Raw genomic sequence first — 26,347 nt, forward strand, 5'->3', positions numbered from 1 at the left:
CGGCTCGTATGCCGCGAAGGCCCGGACCGACATCGGTCCGGGCCTTCGGCGCGACCGGCCGTCGGCGCGACGAACGCTACCGGCGACCGCCGCCGAGCAGGCCGCCGAGGATGTCGCTCAGGATGCCGCCGCCACCACCTTGCTGCTGCTCGGTCCGGCTGGACTGGCTGCCCGCGCCCTGGCCGAGGACGTCCTTGAGGATCGAGTCGAGGTTGGGCTGGCCCGACGACTGCTCCGGCGCCGATTGGGGTGCGTCGGTGCGCTGCGGGAGGGCGTTCGGGTCGACGCGGCTGTCCTGCGGGGCCGAGGCGGCGCCGCCGCCCCCCAGCACCTGGCCGAGGATGTCGCCGAGCCCGCCGCCGGACCCGCCGGCCGGGCCACCACTGCGCTGGCTCATCTGCTTCATGACATAGGACAACACGATCGGTGCGAGGATCGGCAGCAACCGCCGGAACAGGCTGCCGCCGAGGCCGCCGGCAGCGCCATACTGCCCGAGCTGGTTATAGACAGCATCGGTGTTGCCGCCGAAAATGTGCTGGGTGATCGCCTCGCCGTCGGCGGGGTCCACCTGAGCGAGGTCGACGCCGCCGTCGAGCAACGACGGGTCGTGCTGGCCGAGGGCATCGAGGATCGATGCGGCACCGGCCGGGTCTTGCGCATTGGCGTCCAACCCGCCAAACAACGCGGGCAGGGCCGCCGCGGTGGCCTGCTCCACCTCGGCGGGGTCGGCGCCGACCTGGGCGGCGAGCTGGTCGATATCCAGGCTGTTGAGGATGTCGTCAACGGGGTTGGTCATCGGTGGGCTGCCTCGTTCTCGTCGGGCGTCCGTGGACGCGGCTCGCCCGGCTCCGCTGCCGGGCGATTTCTTCCGCAGAAGGTATCAAGCCAAACCCACCACGGGGCGGCTCAGCAAGCAGGCTTCTTGCCTCCCGCCGCTGTGTTTGACCGAGGATTGGAGCATGCTGGGGGTATGACCACGGCGGCCATGGACCGGACCCTCATCCTGTTGCGGCATGCGGAGGCGGTCGCGTCCAGCCCGGAGGGTGACCACGAGCGCGAGCTGACCGAGACCGGCCACACGCAGGCGCAGTCGGCCGGCCGCTGGTTGCGCGAGCACGCCCTCGGCGTTGATCAAGTGCTGTGCTCCACCGCCGAGCGAACGCGGCAGACCGCCGAAGGGATCTGGGACGGTGGGTGCGGCGAGGCCGATGTCCACTTCGACCGGCAGATCTACAACGCGCCCGCCGACGCGCTGCTCGCCGTCGTGCGGGGGGCGGACGACGACGCCGATGTCGTCATGCTCGTCGGTCACGCCCCCGGTGTGCCTGCCCTGGCCAGTTTCCTGGCCGACGGTCAGGGCCGGGGCACGGCCCACGAGCAGATGTGCCATGGATTTCCGCCGGGGGCCTTCGCGGTGTTGCGCTACTCCGGGCGCTGGTCCGGTCTCGGTGCCGGTGCTGCATTGCTGCGCTACTTCGTCAGGCCCTAGCGGTCCGGGAAAATTCGCAGTTCACAGCCCCTTCCCCCGAAGGACACACGACGACTACGGTGCCGGTGTCCACTCTTTAGTCTTTGGACGCTTGTTACCCATTGGAAGGAATTCCCCCGTATGCCGCACTCACCGCTCCGCCTGAAGGTGGCCGCCGCCACCGCCGGGGCCGCCGTGCTGCCGCTGGCCTCCCTGGCCGCCAGCACACCCACCGCAGCCGCCCCCGCGGCTGACACAGCACGAACCACGACCTACATCGTGATGACCGACGACAGTCCGCTCGCCAGTTTCAACGGCGGATCGGGCTTCGAGCGGACCAAGCCCGCCGACGGCGAGCGCATCGACACCAGAACCACCAATGCACGGGCATACACCCGCCACCTCGTCGAGCGGCACGACGCCGCCCTGCGCAGCGCCGGAATCTCCACCGCTGCCAAGCGGAGCGACTACACGGTGGCGTTCAACGGCTTCAGCGCCAAGCTGACGTCGGCGCAGGCAGCCAAGCTGAAGAAGACGGCAGGCGTTGCCCACGTGTGGGAGAACGAGACCCGCTACGCGGACACGATCTCGACGCCCGACTTCCTCGGGCTCACCGGGACAAACGGGGTGTGGGCCAAGCAGTTCCGCAACAAGGCCCGGGCGGGCCTGGGCATCATCGTCGGTGACCTCGACTCCGGCATCTGGCCGGAGAACCCTTCCTTCGCTGCCCTGCCCGAGCCGCGTCCGGACTGGGCGCTGATCAACCGCAAGTGGCGTGGCGCGTGCGTGTCGGGCACCGAGGAACCGGTCCCGTGCAATAACAAGCTCATCGGCGCCCGCTACTACACCGAGAACAACACGATCAACAGCTTCGAGTTCAACTCGCCACGTGACTACAACGGGCACGGCTCGCACACGGCAAGCACGGCGGCGGGCAACAATGGCGTCCAGGCAGTCATCAACGGCGGCGTCGTCGGAACCGCGTCCGGCATGGCCCCGGTGGCGCGGCTGGCGGCATACAAGGTCTTGTGGGCAACGACCGACGGGCGCGCCTCGGGCAGCACCGAGGGTATCGTCCACGCGATCGACGACGCAGTCGCCGACGGGGTCGACGTCATCAACTACTCGATTTCCGGCTCCCGGACCTACATTGTCGGCCCGGACGAGATCGCCTTCCTCGGAGCCGCCGACGCCGGTGTCTTCGTCTCGACCAGCGCCGGCAATGACGGCGACGCCGTGGGCACGAGCAGCGTCGCGCACAACGCTCCCTGGACCACGACCGTGGCCGCGAGCACGCACGACCGGGGCTCGACCAACACCGTCACCCTCGGCAATGGCTCTACCTATCCCGGTGTCGGGGTCTCCCCGACCGGCGTCGGGCCGGCGCCGCTGATCAACAGCACTGCCGCGGCCGCCGCTGGCGCCGACCCCAACCAGGCGACGCTCTGCTACGGCACCGCTGACGGCGGCCTGGCGCTCGACCCGGCCAAGGTGAACGGCAAGATCGTCATCTGCACCCGCGGAACGACCGCGCGCGTCAACAAGAGCGCAGCCGTTCAGGAGGCCGGTGGGATCGGCATGATCCTGGCCAACAACACCGACGCCGAGTCGCTCAACGCCGACTTCCACTCGGTGCCCACGAGCCACGTCAACGGCACCGATGGTGCCGCGATCAAGGCGTACGTCGCTTCGGCGACCAACCCGACGGCCACGATCAGCCCGCGGAACGCGAGCCAGGTGCGGGCTCCCCAGATGGCGGGCTTCTCGTCCTACGGTCCCGCCTTGGCGGGTGGGGGCGATCTGCTCAAGCCGGACATCACCGCGCCGGGCGTCGACGTCATCGCGGCCGTCTCTCCCGCCGGTGACGCGGGTGGGAACAACTTCAACGCGAACTCCGGCACCTCGATGTCGGCGCCGCATATCTCCGGTCTGGCCGCGCTGCTGATCCAGAAGCACCCGAACTGGCAGCCGATGTGGATCAAGTCCGCGATGATGACGACCGCGACCACCAAGGACAACACCGGCGCCCCGATCCAGCGGGCCGGCCACGACGCCACCCCGCTGGACTACGGCAACGGTCATGTCGTGCCGAAGAGCATGTTCAACCCGGGCCTGGTCTACGGCAACCGGCAGGTCGACTGGTACAAGTACGGCTGCGCCATCGGCCAGTTCCAGTTGGTGACCTCGGCGAGCTTCTGCCAGACCTACGGTGGGACCGACCCGAGCAACTTCAACTACCCGAGCATCGCGGTCAACGACGTCGCCGGTTCCCGCCAGGTCAAGCGCTTGCTGACCAATGTGACCGGGGCGTCGAGCACCTACAAGGGCAAGATCTCGGTGCCGGGCTTCACCGCCCGCCTCAGCGCCGCGAGCTTGACCATCGGAGCGCAAAAGACCAAGCCGTTCACGATGACCTTCACCCGGACCACCGCTCCGTTGGACCAGTGGGCCTTCGGGTCGCTGACCTGGACCGACACCAAGGGCCATGTGGTGCGCAGCTCGATCGCGCTCAAGCCGGTCGTGGTCGGTGCGCCGGCCGAGGTCACCGGCACCGGCACATCTGGATCGAAGCCGGTCACGGTCTCGCCGGGCTACACCGGCACGCTGTCCTCGACCGTGGCGGGCCTGGAGCCGGCGACGGTCAACACGACGACCACCCCCAAGGGGGCGGCGACGACCGTCACCGTCACCATCCCCGCCGGGACCAAGGTGGCCCGCTTCGCGACCTATGACGCCGACTACCCCTCGGGCACCGACGTCGACCTCGTCGTCCGGCGCGGCACCACGACGGTCGGTAGCTCCGGTGGCGCCACGGCCGAAGAGGCGGTCAACCTCAGTGGCAGCGACGTCGGCGGCACCTACACCGTTCAGGCCACCTACTTCGCCGGCACGCCCGCGACGCTCGACATCCAGGTAAACAGCTTCGCCGTCGGGACCACCGACGAGGGCAACCTGACCGTCTCGCCCGCCAGCGGGCCGGTCACGACCGGCCAGCCGGTGACGCGGACGTTCAGCTGGTCCGGGCTTAGCGCCAACACCCGCTATCTCGGCTATGTCACCTGGACCGACGGGACCAACCCGATCGGCCGCACGCTGGTGGCGATCCTGAAGTAGCGTCCAACAGAAGTAGCGTCCAACAGAAGTAGCGTCCGACACACGCAGACCCCTTGCCGGCGGGACCACCCCGCCGGCAAGGGGTTTTGCGTTCAGCACCCGATCGCCCACCCCCGCCAGCCACGGATGATGCGATCATCGGGTATGCCTGAACTGCGCTCGCGCACATCGACCCACGGCCGGACCATGGCGGGAGCCCGGGCCTTGTGGCGCGCGACCGGGATGACCGACGACGACTTCGGCAAGCCGATCGTCGCGATCGCCAACAGCTTCACCCAGTTCGTCCCGGGGCATGTGCACCTGAAGGATCTCGGTCAGCTGGTCGCCGGCGCGGTCGCCGAGGCCGGAGGAGTGGCCAAGGAGTTCAACACGATTGCCGTCGATGACGGGATCGCGATGGGTCACGCCGGGATGCTCTATTCGCTGCCCAGCCGCGAACTCATCGCCGACGCTGTCGAATACATGGTCAACGCGCACTGCGCCGATGCCCTGGTGTGCATCTCCAACTGCGACAAGATCACTCCCGGTATGCTGCTCGCCGCCCTCCGGCTGAACATCCCGGCGGTCTTTGTCTCGGGGGGCCCGATGGAGGCCGGCAAGACGGTGGCCATCGAGGGCATCGTCCACGAGAAGATCGACCTGATCGACGCGATGATCGCCAGCTCCAACGACGCCGTCACCGACGACCAACTCGGCGCGATCGAGCGCTCGGCTTGCCCCACGTGCGGCTCCTGCTCGGGTATGTTCACCGCCAACTCGATGAACTGCCTCACCGAGGCGATCGGTTTGTCTTTGCCCGGCAACGGATCCACCCTGGCCACCCATGCCGCGCGCAAGGATCTGTTCCTGCGCGCCGGGGCGCTGGTGGTCGACTTGTGCCGCCGCTACTACGACGGCGGCGATGACTCGGTGCTGCCCCGCAAGGTGGCCTCGTATGCCGCGTTCACCAACGCCTTCGCGCTCGACGTCGCGATGGGCGGCTCGACCAACACCGTGCTGCACTTGCTCGCCGCGGCCCGGGAGGCCGACCTCGACTTCCACATGGCCGACATCGACGCGATCAGCCGGCGGGTGCCGTGCCTGGCCAAGGTCGCCCCCAACAGCCCGAAGTACCACATGGAGGACGTCCACCGGGCGGGCGGCATACCGGCGATCTTGGGTGAACTCGACCGCGCCGGGCTGCTGCAGCGCGAGGTCCACGCCGTGCACAGCCCAAGCCTCGATAAGTGGCTGGGGGAGTGGGACATCCGCTCCGGCCAGGCGGGCGAGGCGGCATCCGAGCTGTTCCTCGCGGCGCCCGGTGGGGTCCGCACCACCGAGCCGTTCTCCACGAGCAACCGGTGGGCGAGCCTCGACGTCGACGCCGCCGAGGGCTGCATCCGCGACAAGGAGCACGCCTACACGATCGACGGCGGTCTTGCGGTTCTGACGGGGAACATTGCCCCCCACGGGTGCGTCGTCAAGACCGCCGGTGTCCCTGAATCCGGATGGCGGTTCACTGGCCCCGCCGTCGTCTTCGAGTCCCAGGACGATGCCGTCGACGGCATCCTCAACAAGCGCGTCGATGCGGGCGACGTCGTCGTCATCCGCTACGAGGGCCCCAAGGGTGGGCCGGGCATGCAGGAGATGCTTTATCCGACTTCGTTCCTCAAGGGGCGTGGGCTCGGGCAGGCGTGCGCGCTGATCACCGACGGCCGCTTCTCCGGAGGCACCTCCGGGCTGTCGATCGGGCACATCTCTCCCGAAGCCGCTAGCGGCGGGGCGATCGCGCTCGTCGAGGACGGCGACCCGATCGAGATCGACATCCCCGCCCGCTCGATCAACCTCGCTGTCCCCGAAGAGGTCCTCGCCGAGCGCAGGGCCAAGCAGGAGGCCCGCGAGCGGCCCTACACCCCGATGGATCGCGACCGGCCGGTCAGCGCCGCCCTGCGGGCATACGCGTCGATGGCCGCCTCGGCCGCCGACGGCGCGGTCCGGGTCGTCCCGTGACCGCCCCTGACCACAAGGTCAGGTCAGGGCGTCGTTGCGCGCGACCCACCGGCTGAACGTCGTGGTACGCACGGTGACCTGGGCGTCTCCCCGGTTGGCGACGGTGGAGTCGGTGTTGCTGAAGATCTTGGTCCAGGCCGCGCGCCGGTCTACGCACGATGTCTGACCGACGGGAATCGCGCCGTTCGAGCACGGGCCGATCTTCACGAAGGTGGCGCCCGCGGTGTCTTCCTTGCGCCAGATCGCGATCTTGTTGGCGGCCGTGATGCCCTTGCCGGACAATAGGGTCTTGTCAAACCGGAGGGTCAGGACCGCCGCCGACGTCGAGGTCGTCGTGAGTTCACCGGCCACCTGAACCCATACCGGTGAGGCGAAGGATCCGGCCGGACCGGTCTCCGTGGTTTCGGTGATCGTGACATCGGCCCCATCGGGGTCGACGCCCGGTGCCTGGACCGAAACCGCTACCGGATCGCTGGTGTTGACCTCGGGCCGGCATCCTTCACCTGCGCACTTCCCGGTGGCGATGGTGGCGGCCGCCAGCACGTCGGTTTTCGTCGGAGTGGTGTCGGGGAGGCTCAGTTGCCCGACGTCCACGTTCGCTCCACCCGTCGCGGTCTTTTGGTAGTCGACGGCGATCACGCTGGCTCCGGTCCCCGACGGCTTGGAGATCGAGCCACCGTTGACCAGTTTGCCTCGGGCGAGCGTCGCGGAAGTCCAGCCGTCGTAGACACTGCCGTCGCCGTCGAAAGCCAACTCTCCGACCAGTGCCGGGTTGGCGGACTGCGGCGACAGCTCGATCGCCGACCCATAGTCCTGCGCGACGTAGGCGCTGCCGTGGATCGTCAGCTGTCCCCGGACCTGGAGCTGGTACTGGTCGGAGAGATTGACACCGCGCTGCCGAGCGGTTTCAGCCACATCCAGGACGCCGCTGTCGGTGACAGTCAGGGCTCCCTCGGCGCCGGGAGCGAGGTTCATTGTGCAGCTGCGGGTCGCGGCGCACGGCCGCGACTGCAGGGCGCTCGCGCTGCTCGGGTCGCGTTCCCACTTCAAGGCGCCGCTGGCCAGGATGGCTCCGGTGCCGCCCAAGGTTCCCGACCAGCGCACGAGCGAACCCGACCGAAGGTAGGAGGTCAACACCGTCTTGTCCCCGTTGGCATAGAGCTTCGCTGCGACGGCGAGTTCGAGACTGGCTCCTGCATCAACGTCGATGGCCTGGACGCGAGCCGACTCGCCGGGCGCCATGACGACCGACTTCCCGGACGGGATGCAGACATAACCATTGGCGGAGTTCGCGTTGGTGGGGGCGAGGCCGCCGACCCAGTTCGACCCGGTCGACCACGCGGTGCCCGGCCCCTGGAACTCGAACTTCACCATACCGGCGAAGCCGTTTTGGCAGTACCCGTTGTCGAGGACGCTCGGTGTTGCGGTGGCGGGCGGTAGCCAGGCCAGCAGAGTCGTGACGCTGATCAGCGCGAGGGTCTTGCCGTTCATGCTCCATGCCTCTCCCGGCCGTTCGTGGGCCGGCCTGGAACAGATCTTGTTGTTGACCGCTTAACGGCCACTTAACGTCACGACTCAGAAACACGCAGGCGAGAGCCCCAAGAGCGGCTACCGTTGGCGGCGTGTTCGTCGGTGTGTTGGGGCCCCTGGTCGCCCGCGAAGGCGAGCGCGTCCTGCCCATCGGCGGACCCCTGCAACGCGGCCTACTCGCGATGCTCGCCCTCGAGACCGGGCGGATCGTCTCGACCGACCGGTTGATCGACGGGCTTTGGGGAGAGCATCCCCCGACCAAGCCCCTGTCCTCGCTCCAGGTCTACGTCCACGGTCTGCGCCGGGCCTTCGGCGGGCCGGGAGGCGGACGCGAGGTGCTTCGCAGCCAGCCACCGGGCTATCGCCTTGACCTCGACCCCGCAGGCACCGACCTCGTTCGGTTTGAGCAAGCCTGGGAGCGCGCGCGATCCCTCGCCAAGTCCGGGGACGCGGTCGCAGCGCGCGACGCCCTGAGCTTTGCCCTCGCTCAATGGCGTGGCCCGGCCCTAGAAGACCTCCGCGGGTTGCCCTTCGCCCAGGCCTATGTCGCGCGGCTCGACGACGCGCGGCTGCTCGCCGTCGAGGATCTGATCGACCTGCGGCTTGCCTGCGGGGAGCACGGCAGCGCAGCGCTCGAGCTAGAGAGCCTGGTCATCGACCATCCCACCCGCGAACGCTTCTGGGCGCAGCTGATGATCGCGCTGTATCGCGCGGATCGGCAGGCCGACGCCCTGGCGACCTTTGCTCGTGCTCGGGACCGCCTGGCCGACGAGTTGGGCATCGACCCGGGCGAGGCGCTGCGCGCCTTGGAGGTCAGCATCCTGCGCCACGATCCCGAGTTGGCCGCGCCCGAACTGGCCGACGCGCCCGCGACCGCGCCGACCGGTCGCCACGACGCGGAGGTGCCCGAGTCGACGCGCAGTGACAACTCCGCCTCGGCTCTCCCGCGGCCGCGGGCCGAGGCCAGGGTCCCGCGGCCGGTGACGAGGACCGTCGGGCGGGACGACCTGCTGACGCAGCTGAGGCAACAACTAGCCGACGGTGGTCCCAGGCTCCTCTCGCTCGTCGGTCCGGGCGGCACCGGCAAAACCCGGCTCGCGATCGAACTAGCCGCCGGCGCCGGCGGCTTCCCCGGGGGCGTCTTCTTTGCCTCGGCGACCGACGAGCAGGGTCCCGAGGAGATGTTCGGTGCCTTAGCGCTGGCCGCTGGTGGAGCCGAACCGAAGCGAGCGGGGCTCGAGGGCGCAGTGGACGCGGTGGCTGCGACGCTGCCTACCGGCAGGGTGCTCCTCGTCCTGGACAATCTCGAGGCTCTGGCCGAGCCGGGAGTGCCGGTCGCCGCGATCCTTGAGGCGATTCCGGCGCTCACGGTGGTCACCACCAGCCGGGTGCCGCTGCGGCTCTCCAGCGAATATGTCGTTATCGTCCCGCCGCTGCGCGTTCCTGAAAGCAGGGGGGAGATCGATCCCCAGACCGCGCTGGATTATCCCGCCGTCGAACTTTTCGTCGAGCGGGCCCGGACGAGCGGGCCGCGTTTCGAACTGACCGAGGCCACCGTTGGCCCGGTGGTCGAGCTGTGCCGCCTCCTCGACGGCATACCGCTGGCCGTGGAACTCGTCGCCGCACGAATGCGGCATTTGGCACCCGCAACCGCGGTCGACCGGTTGCGTCGCAGTCTCGACCTGGTCTCAACGACGGCCCTCGACCTGCCCGCGCGGCAGCGGACCCTCGCCGGGACGATCCAGTGGAGCATCGACTATCTGCCGGGAAGCGCTCGCAGCATCCTGGCCGATCTCGTGATCTTCGAGGACGGCTTCGACCTGGAGACTCTCGAAGCGGTGTCGGGGGCGCAGACAGCCGATGTGTTCAGCCCAATCGAGCACCTCGGGGTGCTTGTTGACGCCGGGCTCGTGCGGTTGAAAGACACCCGGGTCGAGCTGCGCTATCAAGTCCTCTCCACCGTGCGCGCCCAACTGCGTGCCACCGGCCAACTGCCGGCCGACCGCGAGGAGACCCTGCGCGTCCGGCACCTGGCTCTGTTGACCGAACGCCTGCAGGAACTCATCCCGCTCATCGACCGCGCGGATGGTGACCTCGTCCTCGCGCGCTTCGCCGACGAGCAGGAGGACATCCTGGCGCTGCTTGATTGGGCCATCGCCCACGGCCGGGCGGAGGCGGCCGCCGAATTGGGCGTTGGCGCCGCTGACGCGTGGCTTGCCACGGGCTGGTTGCGACGCGGGCGTGATGTCCTGGCCCGGCTCGGTTCGCTCGAACTGCCAGACTCGGTGCGTGACCGGGTTGATGTCGCGGAGGCTCGGCTCGCCTACCACCTAGGCGATGCTGGCGCCACCGAGGGATTGTGCCGATCCGTTCTGCAGCGGCCGGTCGAGCCGGCCGTTGAGGCCACCGCACGCTGTTATCTCGGTGCGGCGCTGGTCGGGCTCGGCCGGGTTGCGGACGGGATCGCCGCCGCCGAGGGGGCCTTGGCGTTGGCGCGCGAAACCGGCGACGCCGGCATCCAGGCGGTCACCCTGTCGGTCTTGGCCATCGGCGCGGCCATGCAAGGTGACTTCGCCGCCGAGCGGGCGCGCTATCTGGAGCGGCTCGACGTGGTTCGGGCCCAAGGGGATCGCACCCGGATCGCCGACACTCTGAACACGCTGGCGGAGATCGCCATCGACGAGGCCGACCTCGCCGCGGCCCGCGACCACGTCGACGAAGCGCTTCGTCTGGCCGGGCCCCACCGGCTGCTGGAACGGCGGGACGCGCTGATCACCGCTGCCCGGATCTCCGCGGCCACCGGCGAGCTGTCGCGACTGGCCGCCGAGCTGGGTGAGGCACTGGAGCACGCGACCCGCACCGAGCAGCCGCTGGCGCTGGCGCAGTGCGCCCGCACGGTCGCCACGGTTCTCGCGGGGCAGGGACGCTCCGGCGACGCGTTGCGGTTGTTCGCCCATGCCCATGCCTTGGCGCCGCCGCCGACCGGCGAGCGCGCACCCATGGAGAGCGACCTGGCTGGTGGGTATGCCGCCGCCGTTGCGGCGCTGTCTCCGGACACTCAGGAGCGGGTCTGGCTACACGCAGCGGCGCAACCAGCCGAGGTCGCCGAGTCGTTGCGTGCCGTGCTGGCCGAATTCGCTTTGACCCCAACGGGATCGGCCGGCGACGGCGCTCGCGTCGGTCCCTGAGCGCGTCAGGTGAAGCTGTTGTCCCGGGCAACCCACCGGCTAAAGCCGGTGGTGCGCACGGTGAGGTAGGCATCGCCGTTCACCTTCTTAGACCATGTGGGGCGGCGATCGACGCAGGCGGTCTGTCCTGCCGGGATGGCACCGGTATTGCAGTTGACCACCTTGGTGTAGGACGTCGCGGACTCGGGTTTGCGCCACACGCCGATGTCCGCGATGGCGCGAGTGCCGATCACTTTCTTGTCGTACTTGAGGGTGAGCACGGCTGGTGCCGCCAACGACGCGTCCAGGCCGGCCGCCTGGAGCCGCGCAGGCGGGGTGAAGGAGCCCGCGGGCCCGGTCTCGGTGGTCTCGGCAATCGTCATGGTCGCGCCGTTGGTGTCGGTGCCAGGCACCTGGACCGTGGTGATCAGCGTGTCCGTGCCCGTAGGCACCGGGGCGCACCCGTACACGTGACAGGTCCCGGTGCTCAACGATGCGCTACCGGCGACCAGGGCAGGAACGGGGGCACCGCCGGGCAGGCTGAGCGAACCGCTGTCGACCTGAGCCTCGCCCGCGATGAGGACACCCACCACGGTGGGGATCCGCTGATAGGTCACCTCCATGGTGCTGTTTCCCACGCCGGACGCCTTGATCAACCGACCCTCGTTGACGAGTTTGGGCAGGCCAAGCGCGGGAAAGAGGAAGCCCTGGTAGAACCCGCCGTTTCCGTTGATCGTCAACTGACCGAGTCCGGCGCCATCCTCACGAGGTCGCAACTCGGTGACCGTGCCGTCGTCGGCCGCGACGTATCCATCCGGATGAATGGTGGCCTGGCCGCGCACCACGAGCCGGAACTGGTCGCGCAACTGGACGCCTGGCGAGGTAGCGCCTTGGGCGATGGCAAGTGTGCCGGAGTCGGTCACCGTCAGCTGGCCGCCGCCACCCGAGGGCAGCGTGCCCGAGCAGGTGTTGGTCATCCGGCACGGGCGGCTGAGGATGGTGCTCGTCCCGCCGGCCGACTCGCTGTTCCACTTCAGCTGGCCGGAAACCACATACGCGCCGGTACCGCCGAGCGTGGCGCCGCTCACGGTGACGTTCGACCCCTGCCGGAAGTAAGACGGCCGGGTGGTCTTCGACCCGAAGACATAGAGCTTCGAGCCGCGTTGCAGGGTCAGCCTCGCCGTGCCGGCGATATCGATCGCCTGGATGTGGGCGCTGACGTAGGCGTCCGCGATGACGGTTCGGCCGGCCGGGATGCACACATATCCGGTGGCCATGTCGCCTTGGCCGGGAACGTGCGCGGGTGACCAATTCGACGCGACGGACCACAACGTCCCGGTGCCGCTGGTGGCCGTACTGGTCCACCGATACTTCGTCATCCCGGTGAGGTTGCAGTAGCCGGCGTCCGCCTGGCTGGGCGCAGCTCCCAGAACAAGAGCCGAGCCGGCGACGATCGCCTGGACGAGGAGCACACGCGGCGTGATCATGAGTTTCTCTATTCTTGACGAGAACTGGTGTGACTCTAGGGGAACCGGGGAGCTGTCGGAAGTCCGGCCGAGGGTGTCAGCCGCATACCGAGCTCCGCAGGTAGCCGGTGAGCGTGCCGCGGGCCGAGAGCACGCTCGCAGCACTCGGGAGCGCCTTGAACGTGGGATAGGTGGCGGCCACCAGGGCCTCGACTGCAGCCGAATGGCCGGCGCGTTTGGCGCACGTGAGCAGCTCGTTGTCCTCGCGTCCGTCCCGGAAGCGTTTGAGCCTGATGGACTCGATCGGGATCGGGGTACGCCCGCCCACCACGGCGGGGTTGGGAGCATAGAACAACAACCCGTCGCCGTTCATGCCGGACTCCCCGCCGACGGTGTAGAGGCAGTTGGTGGGTTTGACTCCGGCGCAGGCGTTCCAGGACTGCGCGAACCCGTGCACAGCTGCCCAATAATGCTCACCGGCAATGCCCAGGCGGATGCCATGCCAGCCCATCGCGCGCGCCGCCGTGGTGGGCTGGTCGATCCCGTAGCCGGGCCAGCCGCTCCAGAACGGGTCGGGAGTGTAGTCACTCGTGCAGCCGGCGCTCATGCACGAGGTGTAGGCCCACAGTTGTGCGCCAGGGTGACTGGCCGCCCAGGTCGCGAACTCACCCTCGTGGCCGTCGATGCCGTTGACAAGCGGCACGATCGTCGTGGCCCGCGGCTCGATCGTGCCAGGCAGGTTCGGGTCGTGCAGATAGTCGGGGATGTCTTGCAGCGCCAGGCCGGGGAAGCCGGCCAGGGCGTGGTCGTAGCTGGTGGCGCAGTCCGCGGTGGTCACCTCGTCGCAGAAGAAGCGGGCCGCGTCGGCGTGGCCGATCGAGGTCAGCGCCTGCCGCCACGCCGCCGCGGCGGGAGGGTAGCTGAACGGCACCGTGGTCAACCGTGCCCCGGCGAGGCGGACCACCGGGTCCCGGCCGTCGAGGAGCCGATCGAGCACCGCGGCGCCCGCGCGGGGATCACCACCCTCGATGACGACGCCGATCCGGTTGTCCAGGCCCAATTCGGCAAGCTGTGCATAGCGGGCCCAGGTGGCGCTCACGTCGATCGCCCCGTCCGTGCGGGCCGCGATGTCGTTGTAGCTGACCAGGATCTGGGAGGCCATCGACGGGGTGGACGGGATGCGTGCGGCGAGCACCGTGAGTGTCACGGGCATGTCACGGACGACAACGCCATCGGCGGTGACGCGGATCGTGCCGGTGTATGTCCCCGGCTTCGCGGAGCGGGGTACGAGAACGTCCACCCAGGCGACCCTGTTCTCGTGGGCGGGGATGTCGACGGGGAAGGCATTGCGGTTCTGGTGGACGAGCGCGTCCACCTCGGGGATCAACGCATCCGGTATGCGGCAGTCGCCGACGCAGGTGCCCGCCGCGTCGCGAGGGAACTGCGCGGACAGGTCGCTGTCGCTCATCGTCGTTGGCGTGTAGTAGGCCTCGCGATAGATCCGCACATTGCTTGCCGGGATGCGCGCGCCCGCCATGGTGAACGGCCGCAGCAGGGACACCCGTACGGAGCGCGCGGTCTTCGTCCGGGCAGCGACCTTGACCTGGAAGGACTCGAACTCGTTGCGGGCGGCGGTGAGCGCAACCGAGCCCACCCCGGTGTCGACCGACCGCGGGGTGATGAGCGTGAGCGAGTCGTACGCCGACGCCCCCGGGCTCGCCGACTGCTGCGCGGCGGAGGCGCCGAGGCTGGCGGGAGCGCTCAGGGCGGCGGTGATGCCGAGCGACACGGCCAAGAGGACAAGCCGGGCGGTGACGCGTCGCATGCGCAAGCCTTTCGTGATGACCGTCGAACTGGCTGGCTCCGAACCTTCCGGGCGACGCTTAAGCTCCGCTTAACCCAACCGTTCGCCGTTCATACGCCCGGATCCTGGCCGCCTCGGGGTCTAGTCCGTGAATGAGATCACGAGTCCGGTGTGTGAGACGGGAGGAGTCGCTCGTTGACGACGGTAGGGGTCAGGGAGCAAAGTTGCCGCCGTGGCCATCCTCCTTGTAATCGATAAGCGCGCCTAGCTACTCCGCACAGCAAAGCGCGCACCCCGACGTCCACCCGTGGACCGAGGGGTTTTTTGTTGCCAGGAATGGCCCCGACCACGCACATACAGGCACGAACAGATCCGAAGGCGAGACGCAGATGACAACCACAGACCACGCGCCCGCGCGATCCGCGGCGCCGAGTCCGGCGACGATGGCCCACAAGGCCCAGCCACCCGTCCGTGCAGTTCGTGAGGTCACCGGCGCCCAGGCGCTCGTGCTTTCGCTCGAGGCGGTCGGTGCGGAGACCGTCTTCGGGATCCCCGGCGGTGCGATCCTGCCGGCATACGACCCTCTGATGGACTCCACCAAGGTCCGGCACATCCTGGTCCGCCACGAGCAGGGCGCAGGACATGCCGCGGAGGGGTATGCCGCCGCCACCGGCCGGGTCGGTGTGTGCATGGCCACGAGCGGTCCAGGGGCGACCAACCTGGTCACCCCGATCGCCGACGCCTACATGGATTCGGTCCCGATCGTGGCGATCACCGGTCAGGTCGTCTCGCGCGCCATCGGGAGCGATGCCTTCCAGGAGGCCGACATCCGCGGCATCACGATGCCGATCACCAAACACAACTATCTCGTCACCGACCCCGACGAGATCCCGCGGGTCATCGCCGAGGCCTTCCACATCGCCGCGACCGGCCGTCCCGGCCCCGTGTTGGTCGACATCGCCAAGGACGCGCTGCAGGCCAAGACCACGTTCAGCTGGCCGCCGAAGATCTCGCTTCCCGGCTACCACCCGGTCCTCAAGCCGCACCAGAAGCAGATCCGCGAGGCAGCCAAACTGATCCAGGCCGCCGAGCGGCCCGTGCTCTATATCGGCGGCGGCATCATCAGGTCCCACGCGAGCGAGGAATTGGCCGCGTTTGTCGAGGCCACGGGCATCCCGGTCGTGACGACCCTGATGGCCCGGGGCGCCTTCCCCGACAGCCATGACCTCCATCTTGGGATGCCCGGTATGCACGGGTCGGTCGCTGCGGTCACCGCCTTGCAGAAGTCGGATCTGCTGATCACCCTCGGTGCCCGGTTCGACGACCGAGTCACCGGCGAGCTGAAGTCGTTTGCCCCGGGCGCCAAGGTGATTCACGCCGACATCGACCCGGCCGAGATCTCCAAGAACCGGGTCGCGGACGTGCCGATAGTCGGCGACTGCAAGGCGATCATCGCCGAGTTGCTCGACGCGGTCCGTGAGGGTGAATTCGCCGTCGACACCGCGGCATACGAGAGCTGGCGGGCGACGACCCGCGGGTGGCGCGCGACCTTCCCGGTCGGCTACACCGCACCCGAGAGACCGGATGTGCTTCTGCCGCAATATGTTATCGAGCGTCTCGGTGACATCGCGGGGCCGGAGGCGGTCTATGTGCCCGGAGTCGGCCAGCATCAGATGTGGGCCGCCCAATTCATCAAGTACGAGCGCCCGATGGCATTCGCCAACTCCGGCGGGCTCGGCACGATGGGCTACTCGGTGCCCGCCGCGATGGGCGCGCAGGTCGCCGAGCCTGACCGTGTCGTGTGGGCCATCGACGGCGACGGCTGCTTCCAGATGACCAATCAGGAGCTGGCCACCTGCGTGATCAACAAGATCCCGATCAAGGTCGCGGTCATCAACAACTCCAGCCTCGGTATGGTGCGCCAGTGGCAGACGCTGTTCTACAGCGAGCGCTACTCCAACACCGATCTGCACACCTCCGTCGGCGCGCGCGTGCCGGACTTCGTCAAGCTCGCCGAAGCCTACGGCTGTGTCGGCCTGCGCTGCGAGAAGCCCGAGGACGTCGACCACATCATCCGGAAGGCGATGGAGATCAACGACGTCCCCGTGGTCATCGACTTCGTCGTCGAGCGCGACGCCATGGTGTGGCCGATGGTCGCTGCCGGTGTCAGCAACGACCTCATCCAGATCGCCAAAGACACCGCGCCGCAGTGGGATCGTGGCGACGATGACGCGACGGAACAGCCCGAGGACCAAGACGGGGACGGCCGCTGAACGCGGCGCGGAAGGAACGGCAGACATCATGACCAAGCACACCCTGTCAGTCCTCGTGCAGGACAAGCCCGGTGTCCTCGCGCGGATCTCGGCGCTCTTCTCGCGGCGCGGCTTCAACATCGACTCCCTGGCGGTCGGCCCGACCGAGCTGCCCGACGTCTCCCGGATGACCGTCGTCGTCGACGTCGAGGCGCTGCCCTTGGAGCAGGTGACCAAGCAGCTCAACAAGCTCGTCGAGGTCCTCAAGGTCGTCGAACTCGACCCGCAGAACTCCATCCAGAGCCAGATCGTCCTGGTCAAGGTTCGCGCCGACGCCCCAATCCGCGGGCAGGTCATCGAGATCGTCCAGCTCTTCGGCGGCAAGGTCGTCGACGTCACCACCGACGCGATGAGCATCCAGGTGACCGGCAACGCCGACAAGGTGCGCGACTTCCTGCAACTGTTGGAGCCCTACGGCATCCGCGAGCTCGTCCAGTCCGGTCTCGTCGCGCTCGGTCGCGGCAGTCGGTCCATTTCCGATCGCGCCTTGCGGTCTGCGTAGGCTCTTTTCGTCCCCCTGCCACAACCCCCGAACGACATCCAAGGAGCAGCACCCATGGCCGACATGGTCTATGACGACGACGCCGATCTGTCGGTGATCCAAGGCCGCAAGGTCGCGATCATCGGCTACGGCAGCCAGGGCCACGCCCACGCGCTCAACCTGCGTGACTCCGGCGTCGACGTCCGCGTCGGCCTCGCCGAGGGCAGCAAGTCCCGGCCCAAGGCCGAGGAAGAGGGCCTGCGCGTCCTCACGGTCGCCGAGGCGGTCAAGGAGGCCGACCTGATCTGCATCCTGACCCCCGACCAGGTGCAGCGCAAGGTCTACGCCGAGCACATCGAGCCCAACCTGCAGCCCGGCGCCGCACTCCTCTTCGGGCACGGTTTTAATATCCGCTTCGGCTACATCACCCCCAAGCCCGACGCCGACGTCATCATGGTCGCGCCCAAGGGGCCCGGACACCTCGTGCGCCGCGAATATGTCGACGGTCGCGGCGTGCCGGTCCTGGTCTGCGTCGAGCAGGACGCCTCCGGTGGCGCCTGGGCGTTGGCGATGTCCTACGCCAAGGCGATCGGCGGCCTGCGGGCCGGCGGGATCAAGACCACCTTCACCGAGGAGTGCGAGACCGACCTCTTCGGTGAGCAGGCGGTCCTATGCGGCGGCGCCTCGCAGCTGGTCATGTACGGCTTCGAGACCCTGGTCGAGGCCGGCTACCAGCCCGAGGTGGCCTACTTCGAGTGCCTGCACGAGCTGAAGCTGATCGTCGACCTGATGATCGAGGGTGGCATCGCCAAGCAGCGCTGGTCGATCTCCGACACCGCCGAGTACGGCGACTACGTCTCCGGCCCGCGGGTCATCGACGGCCGCGTCAAGGACAACATGAAGCAGATCCTCGCCGAGATCAAGGACGGCTCGTTCGCCAAGCGCTTCATCGACGACCAGGACGCCGGCGCTCCCGAGTTCAAGGCGTTGCGCGAGAAGGGAGCCCAGCACCCCATCGAGGCCACCGGCCGTGAGCTGCGCAAGCTGATGGCGTGGGTCGACACCGACCGCGACACCGACTACGTCGAGGGCTCGGCGGCGCGCTAGGACACGTACTCAGGTTGGGAGGCCGCCGGTCACCGGCGCGGCAATCTCGCCGGCTGACGGGCGAGCCACTCCACGAACCGCTCGCCGCCGATCTCGGCCCCAGCCGCGGGCAGGATGACACCATCGGCGAAGGCGCGCAGAGTGCCCCCCACCGGGGGCAGGGCCAGTTTTCGTGGCGCCGGCCGGCCCTGGTGCGCGGCCACCAGGGCGGCGATGCGCTCCAGGTCGAACACGTCCGGGCCGGCCAGGTCGACATGGCGGACCGCTGCGGCGGGCCGCTGGCCGGTCGCGATCTCGGCGAGCCGGCCTGCGACCCAGGCGATGTCGACGGGCTGGATCCGCATTCCGCGCAGCCCGAAGGCCACCCGGCCGATGCGCAGTGTGCTGGCGAACGCCGCTGCGAGAGAATGGAACTGGGTTGCCCTCACGACCGTCGCCGGTGCCCCGATCCCGAGGATGGCCTGCTCCGCGGCGAGCTTGGCGCGGTAGTAGCGATAGGGGTGCCGGTCGACCCCGGCGATCGAAATGTAGACGAGGTGCGGCGGCACCGGCCGGGAGGCGGCCGCCTCGGCGACTCTGCGGGTGCCCTCGATCGTGACCCGGGTGAACTGCCACGGCAGCAGCGTGTCGGCGGTGTGGACGACCGCCTCCGCCCCCTCCAGCGCGTCAGCCAGCCCCGCTCCGGTTGTGATGTCCACTCCCGAGCGACGGCTGGCGCTGATGCCGTCATGACCCGCTGCCGTCAGCGCGGCGATCACCTGCCGTCCGAGATTGCCGGCTCCTCCGGTCACGACCACTCGCATGACCCCAGTGTGCCGCCTTGCTCGGCGACCCAGCCTCAGGCCGGCGGACTCCAGTAGGGGTCGCGGCCGATGAACGCGATGAACCGCTGCTGGATGCTCGCGTCCTCGCGGACCGGCTGCTGCTCACCGAATTGCCCGCTGGCGCGGATCCTGTCCTCCATCGCGGACATGCCGTGCAGCATCGCGGCGCACTGGTCCTCGTCCAGGGTGTCGTCCTGGCCGGATGCCCGGGCGAGGTCCCACGTGTGCATAAACACATCAGCCGTATAGAACTGATCGATCACCTCCGGTAGCGGCATTTCCGGGAGCATCTTGCTGCAATAGGTCCGGTGGCTCGTGGCCGGATGATCGAGCACGGCCTGGACCTCATCGCGCTGGTGCTCCCACGCCCCGACCGGATCATCCGTCGCCGACGGGCCGCTTGGCAGGTGGATGTCGGTCCCGGCCACGAGGAAACCCGGAAACCACTCGGTGAGATGGGCCACGACGTCGCGGGCCCGCCATTCGGCCACCGGGGTCGGGGCATCCCAATCGGCGACGCCGTGCACAACCTCGGTGAATCGCCTTGCCCGAGTGCGGTGATTGTGGCCCGGACCATGCCCGGATGCGTCCGTCATCCGGGCATCGTCCCACATCTCCCGACGACGGGGAGGGGGTCACCCGATCCCGGATACCGGAGCGCCCGGTCGGCAGGCGGGGCGCGGCATACGATGAAAGCAAACCGGCACAGCGGCGTGCCCACGGATCACTCCCCCTCGAAGAAGGCCCCACACAAGTGAGCAAGCCCGTCGTCCTCATTGCCGAAGAACTCTCGCCCGCCACGCTCGATGCGCTCGGTCCCGATTTCGAGGTCCGTCAGTGTGACGGTGCCGACCGGGTGGCGCTGCTCGCCGCCCTCCCGCAGGCCGAGGCCGTCCTCATCCGCTCGGCCACGACCATGGACGAGGAGGCGATCGCGGCAGCGCCGGCGCTGAAGGTCATCGCTCGGGCCGGGGTCGGCCTCGACAACGTCGATGTCCCGGCGGCCACTCGGGCCGGGGTTATGGTCGTCAACGCGCCGACGTCCAATATCACTTCCGCGGCCGAACTCGCGGTCGGACTCCTGCTCGCGTCCGCGCGCAACATCCCGGCAGCCAACCAGGCGCTCAAGGGGGGCAAGTGGAAACGCAGCTCCTACGGCGGCGTGGAGTTGCTCGACAAAACCGTCGGTATCGTCGGCTTCGGCCGGATCGGCCAGCTCGTCGCCGAACGCCTAAAGGGGTTCGGCATGCGCGTGCTGGCCTACGACCCGTTCGTCTCGGCGCAGCGGGCCGGTCAGCTTGGGGCGCGCCTGGTCAGCCTCGATGAGCTGTTGGTCGAGGCCGACTTCATCTCCATCCACCTGCCGCGCACCACCGAGACGATCGGTCTGATCGGCAAGGAGGCGTTGAGCAAGGTCAAGCCGACCGTTCGCATCGTCAACGCCGCGCGGGGCGGCATCCTCGATGAGGAGGCGCTCGCCGAGGCGCTACGCGAGGGCCGGGTCGCCGGAGCTGGCATCGACGTTTTTGCCACCGAGCCGACGACCCAATCGGCGCTCTTCGACTTCGAGTCGGTCGTGGTCACCCCGCACCTGGGTGCCTCCACCGACGAGGCGCAGGAAAAGGCCGGCATCGCCGTCGCCAAGTCCGTCCGCCTCGCGCTGGCCGGTGATATCGTCCCGGACGCTGTTAATGTGGCCGGCGGCGTCATCGCCCAAGAGGTCCGCCCCGGCATCGACCTGGTCGAGAAACTCGGCCGGATCTTTACCGCCGTGGCCGGCTCGGTCCCCGTGCAACTCGACGTCGAGGTCGACGGCGAGATCACCGAGTTCGACGTGAGCATCTGGAAGCTCTCGGCGCTCAAGGGCATCTTCATGGATATCACCGAGAATCCGGTGACCTATGTCAACGCGCCACTGCTGGCCAAGGAGCGCGGCATCGAGGCCCGGCTGATCACCAGCCCGGAGGCCGAGGACTTCCGCAATGTGACGGCATTGCGCGGAACGCTCGCCGACGGCTCGGTCGTCGAGATTGCCGGCACACTGACCGGCCCCAAGATGGTGCAGAAGATCATCGGGGTCAACGGATTCGATCTCGAGGTGCCGCTCAGCCAACACATGGCCTTCCTGTCGTATCTCGACCGTCCGGGCGTGATCGGCGCCTTCGGGCGGATGCTCGGCGATGCCGGCGTCAATATCGCCGGGATGCAGGTCTCCCGCAAGGAAGAGGGCGGCGCCGCCCTCGTCGTCCTCACCCTTGACTCGGCCATCCCCGGTGATGTGCTGACTGCAATCAGCCACGAGGTGAACGCCAACCTGGCCCGCGTGGCCGACCTCGACTGAGAGCCCAGTCGCCTCTGCCTGTCATGTGAGACGGTCGTATCACCAGTCGAGAAGCCAGCCTAGGCTGGCGCGATGGCCAGGGACGCTCGAACCATCCAGTTGGCGGTCATCGCGGGCGACGGGATCGGACCCGAAGTCGTCGCCGAGGGCGTGAAGGTGCTCAGCGTCGTCACCGGCCAATGCGGCGTCACCCTCGCAACGACGGACTACGACCTCGGCGCCACCCGATGGCATGCCACCGGGGAGACGTTGCCCGAGAGCGTCATCGACGAACTCCGCGGCCAGGACGCCATCCTGCTCGGTGCCATCGGCGACCCCACCGTGCCTAGTGGCGTCCTCGAGCGCGGTGTCCTGCTCCCGCTGCGGTTCGCCCTCGACCACTACGTCAACCTGCGCCCGGCCAAGCTCTTCCCCGGGGTGCAGAGCCCGCTCGCGATCGAGCGCGTCGCGCCGCACGGGATCGACTTCGTCGTCGTCCGCGAGGGCACCGAAGGCCCGTATGTCGGCAACGGTGGCGCCGTGCGCGTCGGCACGCCCAACGAGATCGCCACCGAGGTCAGCGTCAACACCCGCTTCGGGGTCGAGCGAGTCGTCCGCGACGCCTTCGCCCGCGCCCAAGCCCGCCCGCGCAAGCATCTGACACTGGTGCACAAACACAATGTCCTGGTCCACGCCGGGCATCTGTGGCGCCGCACGGTCGAGGAGGTCGGCGAAGAGTTCCCCGACGTCGAAACCGCCTATCAGCATGTCGACGCCGCGACGATCTTCCTGGCCACCGATCCGGGCCGGTTCGACGTCATCGTCACCGACAACCTCTTCGGCGACATCATCACCGACATCGCCGCCGCCATCGCCGGCGGCATCGGGCTGGCGGCAAGTGGCAATATCAACCCCGACCGCACCGCGCCAAGTATGTTCGAGCCGGTGCACGGCTCGGCCCCCGACATTGCCGGCCAGGGCAAGGCCGACCCGGCGGCCACCATCTTGTCGGTCGCCATGCTGTTAGCCCATCTCGGCTTCGCCGCCGAGGCGCAACGCGTCGAGCACGCCGTCGCCGACGACCTGGCCGAGCGCGGCGCCACCAGCCGATCAACGGCCCAGATCGGCGACGCGATCATCGCCCGCCTGACCTGAGGTTGGTCGAAGGCCCAGCCACGGAAGTACCGTTGGACCCAGACCCGACGGAAGGACCCCCGCGATGGCGCTCAGCTTCGACCTCTTGCCCAACCCGGCTCCCGCCAGCGACACCGAGCGCTCGGCGATTCTCGACAACCCGGGGTTCGGCAAGCACTTCACCGACCACATGGTGACGGCGACCTGGACCGAAGGGCGTGGCTGGCACGACGGGGCGGTCACGGCATACGGGCCAATCACGCTGATGCCGGCGGCGGCAGTGCTGCACTATGCCCAGGAGATCTTCGAGGGCCTGAAGGCCTATCGGCACGCGGACGGCTCGGTGTGGTCCTTCCGGCCCCAGGCGAACGCCCAACGGCTGGCACGCAGCGCGGCGCGGTTGGCGCTGCCGGTGCTGCCCGAGGAGGACTTCATCGCCTCGCTCCAGGCGATCGTGGCGGCCGACCTGGCCTGGGTGCCCGACCCGGGCGAGGGCGGGGAGAAGAGCCTCTATCTGCGGCCGTTCATGTATGCCTCCGAGGCCTTCCTCGGGGTCCGCCCCGCCCACGAAGTCACCTATAGCGTCATCGCTTCTCCCGCTGGCCCCTATTTCGCCGGCGGCCTGAAGCCGGTCACCTTGTGGATCTCGCAGCATTTCGCCCGGGCCGGCGCCGGCGGCACCGGCGCCGCCAAGTGCGGCGGCAACTACGCCTCCTCGTTGGCCGGTCAGCTCGAAGGCATCGAACACGGCTGCGACCAAGCGGTCTTCCTCGACTCCTCCACCCAGACCTATATCGAGGAACTCGGTGGGATGAACCTCTTCTTCGTCACCAAGGACAACCACCTGGTGACGCCCGAGATCACCGGCACCATCCTCGAGGGCGTCACGCGCAGCTCGATCCTCGACCTCGGCAAGGAGCTCGGTCTGGACCCGCACGAGCGGCGGATCGAGATCGAGGAATGGAAGGAGGGCGTGCGCACCGGCGAGATCCTCGAGGTCTTCGCCTGCGGCACCGCTGCGGTCGTGACGCCGGTCGGTGAGTTGCGCTGGGAGGGCGGCTCGGCGCCGTCCACGGCCGGCGAGTCCGGCGGCGAGGTCACCGGCACGATCCGGGCCCGGCTGCTCGACATTCAATACGGCCGCGCCGAGGACACCCACGGCTGGCTGACCCGGCTCGCCTGAGCGCGGCCCCGGACTCCTTTGCGCGTATGCCGCCTGCTCGCCCCCGGGTGATCGCGACCGATCTCGATGGGACCTTGTTGCGGTCGGACGGGACCGTGTCCGATCGCACGGTCTCGTCCCTGAACAACGCTGCTGCCGCGGGGATCTTGACCATCCTGGTCACCGCGCGGCCCCCCCGGTGGCTGCACGACCTGGCACATGTCGTCGGCGAGCACGGGGTCGCCATCTGTGCCAATGGCGCCTTCGTCTATGACGTGGTGGCCCGACGCGTGACCGAGGCGCACGTCTTCGACCCGTCGTTGCTGGCGCGGGTGGTCGCGGAACTGCGAGCGGTCATTCCGGGCATCCGATTCGCCGCCGAGTCGCCGTCGGGGTGCACGGTCGAGCCGGGCTGGCCTGATCCCCACCGAGACGCGGCGTCCGGCCGTGCCCGGCGCGAGCGCATCGAAGAGGTCGTCTTGAGCCCGGCGGCCGCCGATGGGGTGGGAAAGCTCCTTGCGCTCGCGCCGGGAATCGCCGTCGAAGACTTCTTTGCTGCCGTCAGTGTGACCGTGGGCCAGCGCGCCCTGCTCGCCTACTCCGGAGCCACCGGGCTCGCGGAACTCAACCCACCCGGCGTGACCAAGGCGGCCGGCCTGGAGCGGTGGTGCCGGGAGCGTGCCATTGCGGCCGCCGACGTGTGGGCGTTCGGCGACATGCCCAACGATATTCCGATGCTGCGGTGGGCCGGGCGCTCTTTTGCCGTGGCGAACGCCCACAACGAGGTGCACGCCATCGCCACTCACTCGTGCCCCAGCAATGACGAGGATGGTGTCGCTCGGGTCATCGACGCCGTGCTGGGCTAAATTCGTTCCGCAGAGCGGCAGCGGCTATTCGCCCGACAACTGGGCGGTTAGGCTGCCGACGCATGACTGACGGTGTGACCTTTGCGTTGACCGGAGCCAAACGGTCCAGTGTCGCTGCGGCCAAAACGATTCTCGCTCGGTCGGTCGAAGTCGATGATCCCGCTCTCGCTCAACGGATTCCCGGAGTGGGCGATTGGCGCCATGACTATGCAGCTGCCTTCACCGAGATCACCCGCCTGGAGGCAAGTTCCCCCGAGGCGGCGGTGCGGATCGCCGAGCGTGGCCTGGCCGCCGTGGCCGAGGTGATGTGCTTCGCGACCGACGACGGTGACCAGCCGTTGGCTCACGCCCTGGCTGTCGACGCCCCGGTTTTTGAGACCGTGGAGGTCCAGGGCAGCACGCCACGCGAGGACGAACTGATCGTCAACTACCGCGGCCGGGCCCTGCGCGGCGATGCCTTGCTGGCCCAGCTCGACGACTTTGTTGCTCGCGGGATCACCGAGCCGTCCTTTGCCGAGGCCGTTGGCGCGGTCGTGCGCAATCCGGGCTGGCTTGACCTTCGCGGGCGCACCTTCGCGGTTATCGGCGCCGGTTCGGCGATGGGTCCCTTTCCCCAGCTGATGAAGTGGGGTGCCACCGTCGCCGCGGTCGACCTGCCCCGGCCAGCCACCTGGTATCGCCTCGCGAGCGTCGCCGCCGGAGGGGCCGGAAGGCTGCTCGGGCCGGCGCGCGCCGGTGCGGGGTCGGGAATCGAAACGTGTGGCGCCAACCTGTTGACCGAGGTCGGCCCCATCGCCCGCTGGCTGGCGACCGCGCCGGGACCGCTGACGCTGGGCAACTATTCGTATGCCGACGGCGCCCTTTTCGTGCGCCTCTCGGTTGCCGTCGACCTCGTCATCGAGCACATTCGTCGCGCCCGCGACGATGTGTCCCTTGCCTACTTAGCCAGCCCGGCGGACGTCTTCACCGTCCCCGTGGACGCGGTTGTCGAGGCTCGTCGTCGCTTCGCGACCCCGCGGCCGGTCAACATCGCCGCGCGCGGGATTCACGCCGCCACCAAGGGCCGCATCGCTCGGCCCAACTACTCCGACGCGAGCATCATCACGACGGCGACCGGCCAATACGGTCTCCTTGACGCGATCATCACCGAACAGGGGCCGAATTACGTCCTGGCCAAACGGCTGCAGCGGTGGCGCATGGAGGAGACTCGCGCGCACGGACTCCTCACCTCGGTCCACGTGGCGCCGCCGACCCGGACGGCGTCGGTGACCAACAACCCGGCGATGGCCGCTCGGCAGCTCGCGACCGCCCACTTGGGAATCGAGACGTTCGACAGCGAGGCAACCGAGGCGTTGGCCGGCGCCGTCCTCGTCCACGACCTCAACAACCCCGACTCTCCGGCGAACCCGTCGAGCATCCTCAATCACCCGTTGGAGAGTTTCCATTTCGCGGCCAACCCGGGCGGCCGGTGGCGCATCGCCTTGGATGTCTCCTCTTCGCTGCCGGCAGTCGATTCGCTCTCCTCGGCGGCTGGAACCGGTCGCAATGCGGTCAATTGGGTGCGCGGGAGGGCACGCCGACGGTGAGGGCACCACGCAGCTGC

The 26,347-nt window shown here is 68.7% G+C and carries 18 protein-coding genes; 12 read left to right on the forward strand and 6 right to left on the reverse strand.

Going from position 1 to position 26,347, the window contains the following annotated elements; all coding sequences use genetic code 11:
* Positions 1–76: 76 nt before the first annotated feature.
* Complete coding sequence (locus tag V9G19_RS16470) at positions 77–796, reverse strand: DUF937 domain-containing protein (protein ID WP_462286521.1); 720 nt, start codon at positions 794–796, stop codon at positions 77–79.
* 174 nt (positions 797–970) lie between these two features.
* On the opposite strand from V9G19_RS16470, the gene V9G19_RS16475 reads away from it, so the two are divergent.
* The 3 genes from V9G19_RS16475 (at position 971) to ilvD (ending at position 6,571) form a co-directional block, all read left to right on the forward strand.
* Positions 971–1,489, forward strand: a complete 519-nt coding sequence (locus V9G19_RS16475; RefSeq protein WP_462286522.1) for a SixA phosphatase family protein — start codon at positions 971–973, stop codon at positions 1,487–1,489.
* 120 nt (positions 1,490–1,609) lie between these two features.
* Complete coding sequence (locus V9G19_RS16480) at positions 1,610–4,582, forward strand: S8 family peptidase (protein WP_462286523.1); 2,973 nt, start codon at positions 1,610–1,612, stop codon at positions 4,580–4,582.
* 144 nt (positions 4,583–4,726) lie between these two features.
* Positions 4,727–6,571 (forward strand): dihydroxy-acid dehydratase, encoded by a 1,845-nt coding sequence (ilvD, locus tag V9G19_RS16485; RefSeq protein WP_462286524.1) that lies wholly within the window; start codon positions 4,727–4,729, stop codon positions 6,569–6,571.
* An 18-nt stretch (positions 6,572–6,589) separates the two neighbouring features.
* On the opposite strand, the gene V9G19_RS16490 is transcribed toward ilvD, so the two are convergent.
* Positions 6,590–8,062, reverse strand: coding sequence for a hypothetical protein (locus tag V9G19_RS16490; RefSeq protein ID WP_462286525.1), 1,473 nt, complete (start codon positions 8,060–8,062; stop codon positions 6,590–6,592).
* Positions 8,063–8,193: 131 nt separating this feature from the next.
* Here V9G19_RS16490 and V9G19_RS16495 point away from each other — a divergent pair, with 131 nt between their 5' ends.
* A complete protein-coding gene (locus V9G19_RS16495) occupies positions 8,194–11,289 on the forward strand; it encodes an AfsR/SARP family transcriptional regulator (RefSeq protein WP_462286526.1) in 3,096 nt (1,031 codons plus the stop codon).
* Positions 11,290–11,294: 5 nt separating this feature from the next.
* On the opposite strand, the gene V9G19_RS16500 is transcribed toward V9G19_RS16495, so the two are convergent.
* The gene (locus V9G19_RS16500; protein ID WP_462286527.1) at positions 11,295–12,755 is read right to left on the reverse strand and encodes a hypothetical protein; all 1,461 of its coding nucleotides are present in this window, start codon (positions 12,753–12,755) and stop codon (positions 11,295–11,297) included.
* Between the two features lie 76 nt (positions 12,756–12,831).
* Positions 12,832–14,559 (reverse strand): hypothetical protein, encoded by a 1,728-nt coding sequence (locus V9G19_RS16505; protein ID WP_462286528.1) that lies wholly within the window; start codon positions 14,557–14,559, stop codon positions 12,832–12,834.
* A gap of 422 nt (positions 14,560–14,981) precedes the next feature.
* Here V9G19_RS16505 and V9G19_RS16510 point away from each other — a divergent pair, with 422 nt between their 5' ends.
* Genes V9G19_RS16510 through ilvC form a run of 3 tightly spaced genes read left to right on the forward strand, consistent with a single transcriptional unit; the run spans position 14,982 to position 18,438 of the window.
* Entirely contained in the window at positions 14,982–16,811 is a 1,830-nt protein-coding gene (locus V9G19_RS16510) for an acetolactate synthase large subunit (RefSeq protein ID WP_462286910.1), read from the forward strand.
* Between the two features lie 28 nt (positions 16,812–16,839).
* Positions 16,840–17,352 (forward strand): acetolactate synthase small subunit, encoded by a 513-nt coding sequence (gene ilvN / locus V9G19_RS16515; protein ID WP_462286529.1) that lies wholly within the window; start codon positions 16,840–16,842, stop codon positions 17,350–17,352.
* A gap of 54 nt (positions 17,353–17,406) precedes the next feature.
* Positions 17,407–18,438 carry a ketol-acid reductoisomerase gene (gene ilvC / locus V9G19_RS16520; RefSeq protein ID WP_462286530.1) on the forward strand — a complete coding sequence of 344 codons (1,032 nt, stop codon included), beginning with the start codon at positions 17,407–17,409 and terminating at the stop codon, positions 18,436–18,438.
* A gap of 29 nt (positions 18,439–18,467) precedes the next feature.
* Here the strand turns inward: ilvC and V9G19_RS16525 are convergent, their stop codons facing one another.
* Complete coding sequence (locus tag V9G19_RS16525) at positions 18,468–19,241, reverse strand: SDR family oxidoreductase (RefSeq protein WP_462286531.1); 774 nt, start codon at positions 19,239–19,241, stop codon at positions 18,468–18,470.
* A gap of 35 nt (positions 19,242–19,276) precedes the next feature.
* A complete protein-coding gene (locus tag V9G19_RS16530; protein WP_462286532.1) occupies positions 19,277–19,858 on the reverse strand; it encodes a TIGR03086 family metal-binding protein in 582 nt (193 codons plus the stop codon).
* Between the two features lie 158 nt (positions 19,859–20,016).
* Here V9G19_RS16530 and serA point away from each other — a divergent pair, with 158 nt between their 5' ends.
* From serA to V9G19_RS16555, 5 genes are all read left to right on the forward strand, one after another.
* The gene (gene serA, locus V9G19_RS16535) at positions 20,017–21,603 is read left to right on the forward strand and encodes a phosphoglycerate dehydrogenase (protein WP_462286533.1); all 1,587 of its coding nucleotides are present in this window, start codon (positions 20,017–20,019) and stop codon (positions 21,601–21,603) included.
* Positions 21,604–21,675: 72 nt separating this feature from the next.
* On the forward strand, positions 21,676–22,737 hold the full coding sequence (locus V9G19_RS16540) for a 3-isopropylmalate dehydrogenase (protein ID WP_462286534.1): 1,062 nt from the start codon (positions 21,676–21,678) through the stop codon (positions 22,735–22,737).
* Between the two features lie 64 nt (positions 22,738–22,801).
* Entirely contained in the window at positions 22,802–23,899 is a 1,098-nt protein-coding gene (locus V9G19_RS16545) for a branched-chain amino acid aminotransferase (RefSeq protein WP_462286535.1), read from the forward strand.
* 26 nt (positions 23,900–23,925) lie between these two features.
* Complete coding sequence (locus V9G19_RS16550; RefSeq protein WP_462286536.1) at positions 23,926–24,744, forward strand: HAD family hydrolase; 819 nt, start codon at positions 23,926–23,928, stop codon at positions 24,742–24,744.
* Positions 24,745–24,806: 62 nt separating this feature from the next.
* Entirely contained in the window at positions 24,807–26,330 is a 1,524-nt protein-coding gene (locus tag V9G19_RS16555) for a hypothetical protein (protein ID WP_462286537.1), read from the forward strand.
* Positions 26,331–26,347 lie beyond the last annotated feature (17 nt).

The organism is Nostocoides sp. (assembly GCF_037045025.1).
In the GTDB taxonomy this organism is placed as follows: Bacteria; Actinomycetota; Actinomycetes; order Actinomycetales; family Dermatophilaceae; genus Nostocoides_A.

Coding starts and splice junctions, on each gene's coding strand:
- V9G19_RS16490 (WP_462286525.1), bottom strand. CDS start 8,062: ATGAACGGCAAGACCCTCGCGCTGATCAGCGTCACGACTCTGCTGGCC.
- V9G19_RS16480 (WP_462286523.1), top strand. CDS start 1,610: ATGCCGCACTCACCGCTCCGCCTGAAGGTGGCCGCCGCCACCGCCGGG.
- ilvC (WP_462286530.1), top strand. CDS start 17,407: ATGGCCGACATGGTCTATGACGACGACGCCGATCTGTCGGTGATCCAA.
- V9G19_RS16525 (WP_462286531.1), bottom strand. CDS start 19,241: ATGCGAGTGGTCGTGACCGGAGGAGCCGGCAATCTCGGACGGCAGGTG.
- V9G19_RS16475 (WP_462286522.1), top strand. CDS start 971: ATGACCACGGCGGCCATGGACCGGACCCTCATCCTGTTGCGGCATGCG.
- ilvN (WP_462286529.1), top strand. CDS start 16,840: ATGACCAAGCACACCCTGTCAGTCCTCGTGCAGGACAAGCCCGGTGTC.
- V9G19_RS16510 (WP_462286910.1), top strand. CDS start 14,982: ATGGCCCACAAGGCCCAGCCACCCGTCCGTGCAGTTCGTGAGGTCACC.
- V9G19_RS16470 (WP_462286521.1), bottom strand. CDS start 796: ATGACCAACCCCGTTGACGACATCCTCAACAGCCTGGATATCGACCAG.
- V9G19_RS16550 (WP_462286536.1), top strand. CDS start 23,926: ATGCCGCCTGCTCGCCCCCGGGTGATCGCGACCGATCTCGATGGGACC.
- V9G19_RS16555 (WP_462286537.1), top strand. CDS start 24,807: ATGACTGACGGTGTGACCTTTGCGTTGACCGGAGCCAAACGGTCCAGT.
- ilvD (WP_462286524.1), top strand. CDS start 4,727: ATGCCTGAACTGCGCTCGCGCACATCGACCCACGGCCGGACCATGGCG.
- V9G19_RS16545 (WP_462286535.1), top strand. CDS start 22,802: ATGGCGCTCAGCTTCGACCTCTTGCCCAACCCGGCTCCCGCCAGCGAC.
- V9G19_RS16505 (WP_462286528.1), bottom strand. CDS start 14,559: ATGCGACGCGTCACCGCCCGGCTTGTCCTCTTGGCCGTGTCGCTCGGC.
- V9G19_RS16500 (WP_462286527.1), bottom strand. CDS start 12,755: ATGATCACGCCGCGTGTGCTCCTCGTCCAGGCGATCGTCGCCGGCTCG.
- V9G19_RS16540 (WP_462286534.1), top strand. CDS start 21,676: ATGGCCAGGGACGCTCGAACCATCCAGTTGGCGGTCATCGCGGGCGAC.
- V9G19_RS16530 (WP_462286532.1), bottom strand. CDS start 19,858: ATGACGGACGCATCCGGGCATGGTCCGGGCCACAATCACCGCACTCGG.